Source organism: Haemophilus sp. CCUG 66565, assembly GCF_001679495.1.
Lineage (GTDB): Bacteria > Pseudomonadota > Gammaproteobacteria > Enterobacterales > Pasteurellaceae > Haemophilus > Haemophilus haemolyticus_K.
In genome coordinates this window covers 206,826-221,846 of the sequence record NZ_LZOX01000017.1, presented here as the reverse complement: position 1 = coordinate 221,846, position 15,021 = coordinate 206,826, and the positions used below count along the sequence as shown (strand labels likewise).

Genomic DNA, 15,021 nt, shown 5'->3' with positions numbered 1-15,021 from the left:
AAGAATATTCATTAACGAAGCGAGAATTTTACGATGCGGATCGCAAAATTAATATTTAGTACCCTATTAACTTTATGTATTTTAGGTTTAGTCGCAGGCGGAATGCTGTATTTCCACCTAAAATCAGAATTGCCCTCAGTAGAAGCATTAAAAACCGTTGAATTACAACAGCCAATGCAGATTTATACGGCCGACGGTAAATTAATTGGTGAAGTGGGTGAGCAACGACGTATTCCAGTGAAATTAGCAGATGTGCCACAACGCTTAATTGATGCATTTTTAGCGACAGAAGATAGCCGCTTTTACGATCACCACGGATTAGACCCTATCGGCATTGCCCGAGCATTGTTTGTTGCAGTGAATAATGGTGGCGCATCACAAGGTGCAAGTACGATCACCCAACAATTAGCACGTAACTTTTTCTTAACCCCAGAAAAAACCATTATTCGTAAAGCTCGTGAAGCCGTGCTTGCGGTAGAAATTGAAAATACTCTCACTAAACAAGAAATCTTAGAGCTTTATTTAAACAAAATCTTTTTAGGCTATCGTTCTTATGGTGTTGCGGCTGCTGCACAAACCTATTTCGGTAAATCATTAAATGAATTGACGTTATCGGAAATGGCCATTATCGCAGGCTTACCAAAAGCACCTTCAACCATGAACCCGCTTTATTCTTTAAAACGTTCAGAAGAACGCCGCAATGTGGTGCTAGGCCGAATGTTAGATGAAAAATACATCAGTAAAGAAGAATATGATGCGGCATTAAAAGAGCCAATCATCGCCAGTTATCACGGTGCAAAATTTGAATTTCGTGCTGATTATGTCACTGAAATGGTACGCCAAGAAATGGTTCGCCGTTTTGGTGAAGAAAATGCCTACACCAGTGGTTATAAAGTATTTACCACTGTACTTTCAAAAGACCAAGCTGAAGCCCAAAAAGCCGTACGTAACAACTTAATTGATTACGATATGCGTCGTGGGTATCGTGGTGGTGCGCCTTTATGGCAAAAAAATGAAGCTGCTTGGGATGATGAACGTATTCTAGCGTTTTTACGTAAATTGCCAGATTCTAACCCATTTATTCCAGCAGCAGTGGTTGGAATGGCAAAAGGTGATGCAGATCTATTATTAGCATCTGGTGAAAAAATGACGCTATCAACTAATGCAATGCGTTGGACTGGCAGAAGTAATCCTGTAAAAGTAGGTGAGCAAATTTGGATTCGTCAACGCACTAATGGTGAATGGCAATTAGGACAAATTCCAGCTGCTAACTCTGCATTAGTATCGCTTAACTCAGATAATGGTGCGATTGAAGCCATTGTTGGTGGCTTTAGCTATGAACAAAGTAAGTTCAATCGAGCGACACAATCCTTAGTTCAAGTGGGTTCTTCTATCAAACCATTTATTTACGCAGCGGCATTAGAAAAAGGCTTAACGCTTTCTAGTGTATTACAAGACAGTCCTATTTCTATTCAAAAACCAGGACAAAAATTGTGGCAACCAAAAAACTCACCTGATCGTTATGATGGTCCAATGCGTTTACGCGTAGGATTAGGTCAATCCAAAAATATGATTGCTATTCGTGCTATCCAAACGGCAGGTATTGATTTCACAGCAGAATTTTTACAACGTTTTGGTTTTAAACGTGATCAATATTTTGCAAGTGAAGCCTTAGCACTTGGCGCAGCCTCTTTCACACCATTAGAAATGGCTAGAGCTTATGCGGTGTTTGATAATGGCGGTTTCCTTATTGAACCTTATATCATTGAAAAAATTCAAGATAACACGGGTAAAGACTTATTTGTTGCAAACCCTAAAATTGCTTGTATTGAATGCAATGATATCCCTGTTGTTTATGGCGAAACGAAAGACAAAATCAACGGCTTTGCGAATATTCCTTTAGGCGAAAATGCCTTAAAACCATCAGATGACAGTACAAACGGTGAAGAAGTTGATCAACAACCTGAAACTGTACCTGAACTGCCAGAATTACAGTCAAATGTAACCGCACTTAAAGAAGATGCGATTGATTTAATGGCGGATGCAAAAAATGGTTCATCTAAAACAGAATATGCCCCTCGAGTAATCAGTGGCGAGTTAGCATTTTTAATTCGTAGTGCCTTAAATACGGCGATTTATGGTGAACAAGGTCTAGACTGGAAAGGAACTAGCTGGCGTATCGCACAAACCATTAAACGTAGCGATATAGGCGGTAAAACAGGTACCACCAATAGTTCAAAAGTGGCTTGGTATGCAGGATTTGGTGCAAACTTGGTAACTACTACTTATGTCGGGTTTGATGACAACAAACGCGTATTGGGTAAAGGCGAAGCGGGTGCAAAAACAGCAATGCCAGCTTGGGTCGCTTATATGAAAACAGCATTGAGCGACAAACCTGAACGTAAATTACCATTACCACCAAAAATTATGGAAAAAAGTATTGATACGATGACTGGTTTGCTCTCTCCATCCGGTGGACGAAAAGAATACTTTATTGTGGGAACTGAACCAACCCGTACATACGTTTCCGAAATGCAAGAGCGTGGTTACTATGTTCCACCGGAACTACAACAACGCTTAAATGGTACTGGAGGCAAAGCGCCAGTGCCAGTTAGCCAGCCAGAAGAACTCTTCTAAAAATGACCGCACTTTAGTGCACAATCAGGCGAGTCAATTGGCTCGCCTTCGTTATTAAACAAAGGATATATTATGCTGAGTTATCGTCACTCATTCCATGCGGGCAATCATGCTGATGTCTTGAAACATATCGTCTTAATGCTCATTTTGGAAAATCTTAAACTCAAAGAAAAAGGCTTTTTTTACTTGGATACGCACTCTGGCGTGGGGCGTTATCGTTTATCCTCAAACGAATCAGAAAAAACAGGGGAATATAAAGAAGGCATTGGACGCTTGTGGGATCAAACAGACTTACCCAAAGATATTGCTCGTTATGTAAAAATGATCAAAAAACTCAATTATGGTGGCAAAGAACTACGTTATTACGCTGGCTCACCGTTAATTGCCGCTGAATTGTTGCGCCCACAAGATCGCGCACTATTGACCGAGCTTCATCCTAGCGATTATCCAATTCTTCGCAATAATTTTAGTGACTACAAAAATGTCACCGTAAAATGTGACAATGGCTTTCAACAAGTCAAAGCAACTCTACCTCCAAAAGAACGCCGTGGCTTGGTGCTAATCGATCCGCCTTATGAATTAAAAGAAGATTATGATCTCGTCGTCAAAGCCATTGAAGAAGGTTATAAACGTTTTGCCACTGGTACCTACGCGATTTGGTATCCTGTTGTATTACGCCAACAAACTAAACGTATTTTTAAGGGCTTAGAAGCAACAGGAATTAGAAAAATTCTAAAAATTGAACTCGCCGTTCGCCCTGATAGCGATCAACGAGGAATGACGGCAAGCGGTATGGTAGTAATTAATCCACCTTGGACATTAGAAACCCAAATGAAAGAAATTTTGCCTTATCTCACAAAAACATTAGTTCCAGAAGGTACAGGAAGCTGGACGGTCGACTGGATTACACCGGAATAGAAAAATGAGCATCACCAGAAGATAACGCTCATTTTAATCAACTTAACTCTATGGAATGACGGGTAATTAACCTTTCTGTACGTTATATGCTTCCAATGCACGTAAAGAATAAGTATAAGCTGCGCCTGCATTTAATGCGATAGACATTGCTAATGCTGCAGCCACTTCAGCTTCGCTTGCGCCAGCTTTCACAGCTTCTTCTGCGTGTACGCTAATGCAGCTTTCGCAACGAGTTGTTACCGCAACGGCTAATGCGATAAGTTCACGAGTTTTAGCGTCAAGTACATTACCTTCTGCCGCTGCTGCGCCTAATGCTTGGTAAGCTTGTAACATTTTTGGATATTGTTTACCTAACGCACCAAATGATTTTTTAACGTGTGATGTTTCTTCTTTCCAATCTGCAAACATAATGTTCTCCTAAATATATTGAATTAATAACGAACTGGTGTGGTAAATTATAGGCAGATTGGATTATGATACTTGCTTATTTATCTCAATTTTTATCGCTAACATCTCATTATGGATTATTTAGATAAACTCACCCATTTAGCACAAGTGCGTGGGGAAATTAATATTCGCTGTGAATTTCAAGGTGAATGGCAAGTTGCCCACCAAGAAAAAGATGCAGGAAAAGGCGTATTCCATCTTATTGAACAAGGCGAATGCTGGCTTACACTCGGACAAAAGCAATTTCATTTAAAGGAAGGTGATATCTTTTTCCTTCCCCAAAATCAACCGCACTTTATGCGTCATTCATCCAACCAAACAAAGGACGCATCATTGAAAAAAAGCTGGCAAGGTGCATTTGAATTGTATCAAGTAGGGCAAGGCACACCAGATTTAAAAATGTTCTGCGGTGCATTTTATTATCAGCAAGATGCACTCCTTACAGCTTCCATGCCTGAATACTTACATCTCAATTTATGTGATACACCGATTCATCCTTTGGTTCAGCTTTTTCTACAAGAAGCACAAAAAAACGATGCTGGTACGAAATCAGTCGTAGATGCACTTTCGAATGTACTTTTAATTTATATTTTACGCCATGCGATTCAAGAGAACTTAATTACAGGTGGTGTGCTACTCGCGTTGCAAGACAAGCGATTAAATGCGGTGCTAGGTGTGATATTACAACGCCCTCAAGAAGATTGGCGAATCGAACAATTAGCCGATCTTTCTGCAATGTCTCGAGCAAACTTTATTCGTGTTTTTCAACAACAACTTGGTATGTCACCAGGGCGTTTTATTACTCAAGTGCGGTTACAATCGGCAGCGTTTTTATTAAAGCAATCCCAACAATCCGTGCTTGCCATTGCTTTAGAAGTGGGGTATCAATCGGAGGCGCATTTTAGTAAAGCCTTTAAGAATTACTACCAACTTTCGCCAAGCCAATACAGAAAATCTGCCAGCCTATAAATTGGGGAATTTTTGCGCTATAATCACCAAGTTTTTTGAAAGGCAACATCTGTTGCCTTTTCTTTTTAAGGAAAAGATATGTTTAACAAAATTTTTTCGTGGTTTGAAAACCGTTTAAATCCTTATCCAGAAGGTAATCCAACAACACCTAAAAAAGGCTTATTACGCTTTATTTGGTCTAGCATTGAAGGAATGAAAGGCTGGATTCTCTTACTGACAGTGCTAACGGTTGGTACGGGTGTAATGGAAGCCGTATTATTCCAATTTATGGGAACGCTTGTAGATTGGTTAGGGACATTTACGCCTGAGACATTATGGCAAGAAAAAGGCCATTTATTAATTGGCATAGCAGCCCTATTACTTGTTAGCATCATGTGGGGATTTTTAGCCTCTACCGTACGTTTACAAACCTTACAAGGCGTATTTCCAATGCGATTACGTTGGAATTTCCATCGTTTAATGCTTGGACAAAGTTTGAGTTTTTATCAAGATGAATTTGCTGGCAGAGTGTCTGCCAAAGTAATGCAAACCGCACTTGCTGTTCGTGATACGGTACTCACACTTGCAGATATGTTTGTATATGTCATCGTATATTTTATTACATCGGGCTTGGTTCTCGCAGCATTAGATTCTTGGTTCTTACTGCCATTTATTGCTTGGATTACGATTTTTGTTTTTATCCTACGAACCCTCATTCCTAAATTATCAAAAACTGCTCAACGACAAGCTGACGCTCGTTCTTTAATGACAGGACGCATTACAGATGCTTATTCCAATATTGCCACAGTAAAATTATTCTCTCATGGTTCGCGCGAGGCCGCTTATGCCAAACGGTCCATGGAAGATTTTATGGTGACGGTGCACGCCCAAATGCGCTTAGCCACATCATTGGATACACTCACCTATGCAGCTAATATTTTACTTACACTAAGCACCGCCGTACTCGGAATTATCTTATGGAAAAATGGTCAAGTTGGCGTGGGGGCAATAGCAACAGCAACTGCAATGGCATTACGAGTAAATGGGCTGTCTCGCTGGATTATGTGGGAATCTGCGCGTTTGTTTGAGAATATCGGAACCGTAAACGACGGAATGAATACTTTAACTAAACCTCACACTATTGTGGATAAACCTCAAGCATCGCCGTTACAAGTGACACAAGGGGAAATTAAGTTTAACGACATTACCTTTGCTTATGATCCGACAAAACCATTACTCAATCATTTCAATCTCACCATCAAACCTGGTGAAAAAGTAGGACTGATCGGTCGTTCTGGTGCAGGAAAATCTACAATTGTGAACTTGTTACTTCGTTTCTATGAAGCACAACAAGGTGCGATTACCATTGACGGGCAAAATGTACTAGATGTGCAACAAGAAAGCCTACGCTGCCAAATCGGTTTAGTGACTCAAGACACTTCACTGCTACATCGCTCTGTTCGTGACAATATTATTTATGGACGCCCTAATGCTACAGATGAAGAAATGGTTTTAGCTGCTGAACGAGCGGAAGCTGCTGATTTCATTCCATTCCTCACTGATGCTCAAGGCAGAAAAGGCTATGATGCCCATGTGGGTGAACGAGGTGTAAAACTTTCAGGTGGCCAGCGTCAGCGCATTGCTATTGCTCGAGTCATGTTAAAAGATGCACCAATTCTATTGTTAGATGAAGCCACAAGCGCGCTGGATTCAGAAGTGGAGGTGGCAATACAAGAAAGTCTCGATAAGATGATGGAAAATAAAACAGTGATTGCTATTGCCCATCGTTTATCCACCATCGCTGCGATGGATCGCCTGATTGTGCTTGATAAAGGACAAATTGTCGAACAAGGTACCCATGCTGAATTACTAGAACGAAATGGACTATATGCAAAACTATGGGCTCACCAAAGCGGTGGATTCTTGAGTGAACATATAGAATAAAACCCAAAGTGCGGTTTGTTTTTGCCTATTTTTTATTGGAGTCTAAATGAAAAAATTATTACTTCCTATGTTAATTCTCCCCACTCTATGTCTAGCACAGGAAACAAAAATCGATCCTATTTTACTCGGTCTTGGAGAGGTTTTCTTTTTTGATAAATCCCTCTCTCATAATAAGACCCAATCCTGCTCCACTTGCCATATGCCAGCAGCAGCCTTTGCTGACTTGCGTCAAAATGACATCGCTCATATGGTCTCTCAAGGAGATGATCCAACAAAATTTGGTAACCGTAACACGCCAACTGCACTTTATGCTAAGTATTCACCTAGCTTCCATTTTGATGAAAAAATTAACGATTATGTGGGCGGACAATTCTGGGATGGTAGAGCAAAAAATCTTGCAGAACAAGCCGGAGGTCCGCCATTAAACCCTGTAGAAATGGGCATGAAAGATAAAGCAGATGTAGTAAAACGTATTGAAGAAAATCAAGCCGTGAAAGATTACATTACAAAATATTTCGGTGCCGAAATATGGAAAGATAATCAGAAAATATATGCCATTATGGAACAAGCATTAGCTACTTTTGAACATTTAGATTTATTTAGCCAATTCAGCTCAAAATACGACCGCACTTTAGCTGGAAAAGATACCCTCACAGAACAAGAATCTTTAGGAAAGGCATTATTTTTTGATAAAGAAAAAACAAATTGTAGTAATTGTCATCAATTACAAACAGCCGATCACGATGAAGAAACTTTCACAAACTATCGTTATTTCAATCTTGGTGTTCCTAAGAATGAAGCCTTAATTGCACATAATAAATTAGACAATAACTGGATTGATAATGGCCTGCTCGATAATCCAATGGTAAAGGGAGATGAAAAACAGAAAGGAAAATTCAAAGTGCCCACACTCCGTAATGTCGCAGTTACTGCACCTTACATGCACAATGGAGTCTTTAAAGAACTTCGCACCGTATTATTATTCTTAGATAGCTACAATAACCCTGCACGAAAAATTAATCCAGAAACCAGTAAGCCCTGGGATTTGCCCGAATATGCACCAACTGTAAGCCACGACGCGCTTAAAGGAAAACCATTAACTGATACAGAAATTGACGCACTAGAATCTTTTTTAAAGACCTTAACGGATGCACCTTATGAAAGAAATTAAGAAAACTAGACAATTTTTAATTAAATTGAATCCATCCTAAAATCTAGGCTCTCCTTTACTTAATCTAGCGAGTAAAATAAATAACCCAACTTGTCTCATATAAGTTGGGTTATTTTCTAACTAATAAAGTACTCGCGCACGAATTGTGCCATCGATTTCCTTCAATTTTGTCAGTAATGGCGATGCATCATTCGTTTCTACATCTACGACAACATAACCAATTTTCGGGTCAGTTTGTAAATATTGCGCCGCAATATTGAGGTTAGCTTCGACGAAAATTTGGTTCAGTTTATTCAATATACCAGGACGATTTTCGTGAATATGCAATAAGCGTTTTGTTCCTTCATGTTCTGGTAAAGATACTTCAGGGAAGTTGACGGAAGAAAGTGTTGAACCATTGTCTGAATATTTGACAAATTTGCCTGCCACTTCAAAACCGATATTTTCCTGTGCTTCAGCTGTTGAACCACCGATATGTGGTGTTAAAATCACATTATCAAATTCGCGTAACGGCGAGACAAATTCTTCATTAATTGACGCAGGTTCAATTGGGAATACATCAATTGCAGCACCGTGAATTTTCCCGTCTTTTAAGGCTTGAGCGAGCGCATCAATATCTACCACTGTGCCACGCGCAGCATTGATCAAAATTGCACCTTGTTTTAATTGTGCGATACGCTCAGCGTTCATTAAGTTTTTGGTAGATGGCAGTTCTGGCACATGTAATGAAACCACATCGCAAGAACTGAGTAATTCTTCAAGGCTACGAACCTGTTTGGCATTACCGAGCGGAAGTTTATTTTCGATATCGTAGAAATGTACATCCATGCCTAATGATTCCGCAATAATACTTAATTGTGAACCAATGTGGCCGTAACCAATAATTCCTAATTTTTTACCCCGCACTTCATGAGATCCAGTTGCTGATTTATTCCAGACGCCACGATGTACTTCGGCATTAGCCTGTGGCACATTGCGCATAAGTAATAAAATCTCACCTAATACAAGTTCTGCAACGGAGCGAGTGTTTGAGAATGGGGCATTAAATACAGGGATTCCACGCGCTTTTGCTGCGTTTAAATCCACTTGGTTGGTACCAATACAGAAACATCCCACTGCGATTAATTTGGGTGCGGCCTCAATCATTTCTGCCGTTAAATGGGTGCGAGAACGCAAGCCGATAAAGTGTGCATCTTTAATGGCTTCTTTTAATTCATTACCATCTAGTGCTTTTTTATAGTAATCAATATTGGTATAGCCTGCCGCATGGAGCGTATCAAGTGCGCTTTGATGCACACCTTCAAACAATACAAATTTGATTTTTGATTTGTCTAGAGAGACTTTGTTTGTCATGTTTGCTTCCTTATGATTTTTATTATGAATTAGTCAATAATTTTGGCGCCTTCAGGTGTACCGACGATCACAACGTCTGCGCCACGTAACGCGAATATCCCATTAGTGACGACACCCGCAACGTTGTTTAATTCTTTTTCCATTTCGACTGGATTTAAAATAGTGAAGTTGTGCACATCTAAAATCACATTGCCGTTGTCAGTCACCACACCTTCACGATATTCAGGGGCGCCACCAAGTGCGGCTAATTTTCTGCCTACTTGTGAACGAGCCATTGGAATAACTTCAACTGGTAATGGGAAGGTCGAACCTAACACATCCACTTGTTTACTAGAATCCACAATACAAATAAATTTTTTCGCTAATGCAGCAACGATTTTTTCACGAGTGAGCGCTGCGCCACCGCCTTTAATCATCATTTTTTGTGGATTGATTTCATCTGCACCATCCACATAAATATCTAAGCTAGAGACATCATTTGCATTAAATACTTCGATACCTTGTTTACGTAATAATTCTTCTGATGCTTTTGAAGCTGCAACTGCGCCTTGAATTTTATCTTTGATTGTACCTAAAGCCTCAATAAAGCAGTTTACCGTGGAGCCGCTTCCCACGCCAACAATTGTGTCAGCTTTTACATATTGTAATGCGGCTTGTGCAGCGAGTTTTTTCATTTCTAATTGATTCATTTCTTTTCCTTATTTTAATAAGTGAACGATTGCTTTACTTTATTACGAGAGTATTTAATAAACAAGTGTAATTTTCAGCAATGAGAGGTTTAACGGATGAGCTACGATTCCGTTAAAAATAATTCCAATAGTTCATTGAGAAATAATTTGCCATGCTCAGTGATTTGCCAAGAATCATCGTTTTCCACAATATAGTTTTGTTGAATAGCAAAATCAATTTGATTTTTCACCGCACTTTGCGATAAACCTGTGTAATCTTCAAACTCTTGTTTGGGTACCGCTTCTAACAAACGAAAGCGATTCATAAAAAACTCAAAAGGGCGGTCAATTTCTGGCACATTTTTTTCTTCGTAAAAATATTCGCCACGTAAATAACCTTTCGGGTGTTTGGTTTTAGAAAAACGGGTAATCTCGCCATTCGGAAACGTCAATTTCCCGTGTGCACCACAGCCAATGGCTAAATAATCCCCAAACCGCCAATAATTCAAATTATGTTTACATTGAAAACCTGTTTTTGCGTAAGCTGAGGTTTCGTATTGCTGATAGCCTGCTGCGGTTAAAAGTTGGTGGCCTTGCTCAAAAATATCCCAAAGCTCATCGTCATCTGGTAATTTTGGTGGGCGGTAAGCAAACATTGTATTTGGCTCAATAGTGAGCTGATACCAAGAAAGGTGAGGAGGCGATAGCTCAATAGCTTGACGAAGATCATCTAAAGCCTCTTCCAGCGTTTGGTTTGGCAAACCGTGCATTAAATCTAAATTGAAACTTTTTAGCCCAGAAACTTTCGCTAAATTGACCGCGCTTTTTGCCTCTGCTGCATTATGAATTCGCCCAAGACGCTGTAATTTGTCATCATTAAAACTTTGTATCCCCATAGAAATTCGCGTAACCCCTGCGGATACATAACCTTTAAAACGTTCAGCTTCTACCGTGCCAGGATTAGCTTCTAATGTGATTTCAATATTATCTTCAAAATCAATCTGCGTTTTTATTTCTTTTAAGAGATACGCAATGCTTTCTGCAGAGAATAAACTTGGCGTACCGCCACCAATAAAAATTGAATGGAGTTTTCGCTGCTGAATAGAATCTTTAAAGCGCTGTAAATCGGTTTGTAGATCTTTTAGAAGGTGATGAATATAGTCTTGTTCTGGTATATCGCCTTTTTGTGCGTGCGAATTGAAATCACAATAAGGGCATTTTTGAACGCACCATGGAATGTGTACATAAAGGGAAAGTGGAGGAAGTTTGAGCATGGTGTTATTAACAAGTTTTAAATGTGAGAACAGTTGAAAAAGTACAAATTAATGTTGTGCAAATATGGCATCTTGGTTGACGCTGTGAATTTTGATAAAAAGGGCCTGTTTTCACAGGCCCTAAAACATTCAATTAATTGACCGCTCTTGTTGTCTTACTGGTCGCTTTACGGCGAGGTGATTTTGCCGCTTTAGCTTCAATTTTGACAAACTCAATGCCTTCAGGCGGATTTTCCAACGCAAGACCAAGTACTTCATCAATGGTTTCTACTGCATGAATCGCAAGATTTTGTTTTACGTTTTCTGGAATTTCTTCGAAATCTTTAACGTTCTCTTTTGGAATTAATACGGTTTTAATTCCACCACGATGTGCCGCAAGAAGTTTTTCTTTTAATCCACCGATTGGTAACACTTTTCCGCGTAAACTGATTTCACCTGTCATGGCTACATTAGCACGTACAGGATTACCTGTTAAACAAGAAACTAATGCCGTACACATTGCAATACCTGCACTCGGACCATCTTTTGGTGTTGCACCATCTGGCACGTGAATATGAATGTCTCGTTTCTCATGGAACTCAGAATTAATACCTAGTTTATCCGCACGAGCTCGCACAACAGTCATGGCCGCTTGGATGGATTCTTTCATCACATCACCTAATGAACCGGTAAATGTGAGTTTTCCTTTTCCAACAACAGATGCGGTTTCAATAGTGAGTAAATCGCCGCCCACTTCTGTCCAAGCTAGGCCTGTTACTTCACCAATGCGGTTTTGTGTGTCGGCTTTGCCAAATTCAAAGCGTTTGACGCCAAGATAATCGTGCAGATTATCTGAATTTACCGTGATAGATTTAAGTTTTGGATTTACCAATAAATTTTTCACTGCTTTACGGCAGATTTTTGAGATTTCACGTTCTAATCCACGAACGCCCGCTTCACGTGTGTAATAGCGGATAATATCTAAAATTGCATTTTCTTCGACGGTAAGCTCGCCTTTCTTCAAACCATTACGTTCAATTTGTTTCGCTAACAAATGACGCATCGCAATATTAAGTTTTTCATCTTCTGTGTAACCAGAAAGACGAATCACTTCCATACGATCCAATAATGGGCCTGGAATGTTCATAGAGTTTGATGTTGCTACAAACATTACATCAGAAAGATCATAATCCACTTCTAAATAGTGATCGTTAAACGTGGTGTTTTGCTCGGGATCTAATACTTCAAGCAATGCTGATGCTGGGTCACCTCGCATATCGGATGCCATTTTGTCGATTTCATCAAGCAAGAATAATGGATTTTTTACACCCACTTTTGCCATCTTTTGAATTAATTTACCCGGCAATGCACCAATATAGGTTTTACGGTGACCACGGATTTCTGCCTCATCGCGAACACCGCCTAATGCCATGCGTACATATTTACGACCAGTAGCATTGGCAATAGACTGACCAAGAGAGGTTTTACCTACGCCAGGAGGGCCAACTAAGCAAAGAATAGGTCCTTTCACTTTGTTTAAACGTGCTTGTACTGCAAGATATTCAAGAATACGTTCTTTCACTCGTTCTAAACCATAGTGATCGGCATCTAATACTTGTTGTGCTTTCGAAATGTCTTTTTTCACTTTAGAACGTTGATGCCAAGGCACTTGGATCATCCATTCAATGTAGCTACGAACAACGGTTGCTTCAGAAGACATGGATGACATCATTTTGAGTTTTTGTAGCTCATTTTCCACTTTATTGCGCACATCTGCTGGCATGCCAGCAGCTTCTACTTTTTGACGAAGTTGTTCAACTTCATCAATCGTATCCTCACTTTCACCATCATCCATTTCTTTACGAATGGCTTTAATTTGCTCGCTAAGATAATAGTTGCGCTGGCTTTTCTCCATTTGTTTTTTTACTCGGCCACGAATACGTTTTTCTACTTGAAGAATGTCCGCTTCCGACTCCATTATACCGAGCAAAAACTCTAAGCGAGCTTGTACATCAACAATTTCTAATGCATTCTGCTTATGATGCACAGCAACTGGCAAATGTGCAGCCATCGTATCAGCAAAACGATCTACATTATCAATACGTTGAATAGCATTTAATATATCAGCAGGTACCTTTTTATTCAGAGTAAGATAATTTTCAAACTCAGACAACACCGTACTTCTCACGACATGTAATTCTTTCTCATCACCATAAGTCGTTTCGATAGGCGTTATTTGAGCAGAAAAGCATTTCTCACCATCTTCAATACTCGAAATTTTTGCACGTTGCTGGCCTTCAACGAGCACTTTCACTGTGCCATCAGGTAATTTTAGTAACTGAATAATGTTAGCAATGGTACCTACATCAAATAAATCTTCAGGGGTAGGTTCTTCCAAATCTGCTTCTCTCTGAGATACCAAAAGAAGCTGTTTATCATCGTTCATCGCTTCTTCAAGGGCATTAATTGATTTCGCACGCCCTACAAAAAGTGGCATCACCATATAAGGGAAAACGACGACATCGCGTAATGGCAACACAGGCATCGTACGTTGGGTATTCTTCGCCATAATTTATCTCTCTTAATTCTTTCTGATAATTTGGGTAAATATTGGGGTAGGGAAAAAGGAATTCAAGGAAAAGATTATAACAAAATCTGAGTTGTAAAGTGGGTTTTAAACAAAAAAGAATTTTGGCAAATGAAGTGATAATCGCTAAAATGGCTGACAATTTTATTAAATTTTACAAAATATTGAGTTATGTCCACGAAAAATAATTTTATTTTCCCCACTTACGTTCAAATGTATCCTTATTCTAAGGATCGCCCTTTTCTCAAACAAGTGCGGGAAAAATTACGTTATTATGGCTATAAATGGTTGTATCAAAAGCAATGTAGCCAATTAGTGGATTTTCTTAATACAGAAATTCAATGGCAGCCTCTATTTACACAAGATTATTATCGTATCAATACAGTTCTGACTACTTTTTGCGATAAACGCTTTTCTGCTTCAGAACGTTTAACGGCGATTACGGAGAATTTACGTTTGGCAGAAGAAAAAATGGGACGTTCGGTTTGCCAACAATTATTAGATCAACAAAATATTATGTTAACACAATTAACCGATGATTTGCGTTTATCTTTGAGTATCAACCATATCGATCCCTTTGAAGGGTATTTTTCTATTAATATTCGTAATCAACATAATGAGCGAGTATACGATGCTTCTTTCACTTTTTTGAGCCCGAATAAATTGCTTATCGCCTCGATTCAAGGCCCCTCAAGTGACAATGCTCAAGAGCTTGTGAAACAGGCTACGAAAGCATTGCACGGTATGCGTCCAATGTTTCTGTTAGTCAATGCATTCAAAATGCTCGCTGAAAAATGGCAATGCGAGTTAGTGGGCATTCCGCACAAAGCGCAAGGAAAATATCGTCTTTCTGCGCGCAGTAAGATTTTGTTTAATTACGATGAGTTCTGGCAAGAGAATCAAGGGGAATATCGCAATAATTATTGGCAATTACCTTTAGATATTGAACGCAAACAGTTAGAAGATATCGCAAGTAAAAAACGTTCTATGTATCGTAAACGTTATGAAATGTTAGACCAAATGGCATTGAATATTCAGCAACTTTAACGAAGAAAGTGCGGTAAAAATGAGAGAAATTTTTACCGCACTTCTCAA

Annotated in this window: 11 protein-coding genes; 6 read left to right on the top strand and 5 right to left on the bottom strand. The window is 39.4% G+C overall.

What is annotated here, in order from left to right; genetic code table 11:
• Positions 1-33 precede the first annotated feature (33 nt).
• Together A9501_RS08890 and A9501_RS08885 are read left to right on the top strand one after the other, a co-directional pair.
• Positions 34-2,637 carry a penicillin-binding protein 1A gene (locus A9501_RS08890; RefSeq protein ID WP_065265616.1) on the top strand — a complete coding sequence of 868 codons (2,604 nt, stop codon included), beginning with the start codon at positions 34-36 and terminating at the stop codon, positions 2,635-2,637.
• Between the two features lie 72 nt (positions 2,638-2,709).
• Entirely contained in the window at positions 2,710-3,555 is an 846-nt protein-coding gene (locus tag A9501_RS08885; RefSeq protein WP_065265615.1) for a 23S rRNA (adenine(2030)-N(6))-methyltransferase RlmJ, read from the top strand.
• Between the two features lie 66 nt (positions 3,556-3,621).
• On the opposite strand, the gene A9501_RS08880 is transcribed toward A9501_RS08885, so the two are convergent.
• Positions 3,622-3,963, bottom strand: coding sequence for a carboxymuconolactone decarboxylase family protein (locus tag A9501_RS08880; RefSeq protein WP_005627672.1), 342 nt, complete (start codon positions 3,961-3,963; stop codon positions 3,622-3,624).
• 111 nt (positions 3,964-4,074) lie between these two features.
• On the opposite strand from A9501_RS08880, the gene A9501_RS08875 reads away from it, so the two are divergent.
• From A9501_RS08875 to A9501_RS08865, 3 genes are all read left to right on the top strand, one after another.
• On the top strand, positions 4,075-4,971 hold the full coding sequence (locus A9501_RS08875; protein ID WP_065265614.1) for a cupin domain-containing protein: 897 nt from the start codon (positions 4,075-4,077) through the stop codon (positions 4,969-4,971).
• 78 nt (positions 4,972-5,049) lie between these two features.
• The gene (locus A9501_RS08870; protein ID WP_065265613.1) at positions 5,050-6,894 is read left to right on the top strand and encodes an ABC transporter ATP-binding protein; all 1,845 of its coding nucleotides are present in this window, start codon (positions 5,050-5,052) and stop codon (positions 6,892-6,894) included.
• A 46-nt stretch (positions 6,895-6,940) separates the two neighbouring features.
• Positions 6,941-8,065: a cytochrome-c peroxidase gene (locus A9501_RS08865; RefSeq protein WP_065265612.1), complete on the top strand. Its 1,125-nt coding sequence runs from the start codon at positions 6,941-6,943 to the stop codon at positions 8,063-8,065.
• 120 nt (positions 8,066-8,185) lie between these two features.
• On the opposite strand, the gene serA is transcribed toward A9501_RS08865, so the two are convergent.
• The 4 genes from serA to lon form a co-directional block, all read right to left on the bottom strand.
• Positions 8,186-9,418, bottom strand: a complete 1,233-nt coding sequence (gene serA / locus A9501_RS08860; protein WP_046950465.1) for a phosphoglycerate dehydrogenase — start codon at positions 9,416-9,418, stop codon at positions 8,186-8,188.
• Positions 9,419-9,447: 29 nt separating this feature from the next.
• Entirely contained in the window at positions 9,448-10,107 is a 660-nt protein-coding gene (gene rpiA, locus A9501_RS08855) for a ribose-5-phosphate isomerase RpiA (RefSeq protein ID WP_005627100.1), read from the bottom strand.
• Positions 10,108-10,208: 101 nt separating this feature from the next.
• Positions 10,209-11,360, bottom strand: a complete 1,152-nt coding sequence (gene hemW, locus A9501_RS08850) for a radical SAM family heme chaperone HemW (RefSeq protein WP_065265611.1) — start codon at positions 11,358-11,360, stop codon at positions 10,209-10,211.
• Positions 11,361-11,493: 133 nt separating this feature from the next.
• Entirely contained in the window at positions 11,494-13,908 is a 2,415-nt protein-coding gene (gene lon, locus A9501_RS08845; RefSeq protein WP_065265610.1) for an endopeptidase La, read from the bottom strand.
• A gap of 189 nt (positions 13,909-14,097) precedes the next feature.
• Between lon and A9501_RS08840 the strand changes: the two genes are divergently transcribed.
• Positions 14,098-14,973, top strand: a complete 876-nt coding sequence (locus A9501_RS08840; protein ID WP_065265609.1) for a VirK/YbjX family protein — start codon at positions 14,098-14,100, stop codon at positions 14,971-14,973.
• The last annotated feature ends 48 nt before the right edge of the window (positions 14,974-15,021 follow it).

Bases quoted from the DNA above. Each gene is read 5' to 3' on its own strand.
- A9501_RS08865 (WP_065265612.1), top strand. From the start codon at position 6,941: ATGAAAAAATTATTACTTCCTATGTTAATTCTCCCCACTCTATGTCTA.
- A9501_RS08890 (WP_065265616.1), top strand. From the start codon at position 34: ATGCGGATCGCAAAATTAATATTTAGTACCCTATTAACTTTATGTATT.
- rpiA (WP_005627100.1), bottom strand. From the start codon at position 10,107: ATGAATCAATTAGAAATGAAAAAACTCGCTGCACAAGCCGCATTACAA.
- A9501_RS08870 (WP_065265613.1), top strand. From the start codon at position 5,050: ATGTTTAACAAAATTTTTTCGTGGTTTGAAAACCGTTTAAATCCTTAT.
- hemW (WP_065265611.1), bottom strand. From the start codon at position 11,360: ATGCTCAAACTTCCTCCACTTTCCCTTTATGTACACATTCCATGGTGC.
- A9501_RS08880 (WP_005627672.1), bottom strand. From the start codon at position 3,963: ATGTTTGCAGATTGGAAAGAAGAAACATCACACGTTAAAAAATCATTT.
- lon (WP_065265610.1), bottom strand. From the start codon at position 13,908: ATGGCGAAGAATACCCAACGTACGATGCCTGTGTTGCCATTACGCGAT.
- A9501_RS08875 (WP_065265614.1), top strand. From the start codon at position 4,075: ATGGATTATTTAGATAAACTCACCCATTTAGCACAAGTGCGTGGGGAA.
- serA (WP_046950465.1), bottom strand. From the start codon at position 9,418: ATGACAAACAAAGTCTCTCTAGACAAATCAAAAATCAAATTTGTATTG.
- A9501_RS08840 (WP_065265609.1), top strand. From the start codon at position 14,098: ATGTCCACGAAAAATAATTTTATTTTCCCCACTTACGTTCAAATGTAT.
- A9501_RS08885 (WP_065265615.1), top strand. From the start codon at position 2,710: ATGCTGAGTTATCGTCACTCATTCCATGCGGGCAATCATGCTGATGTC.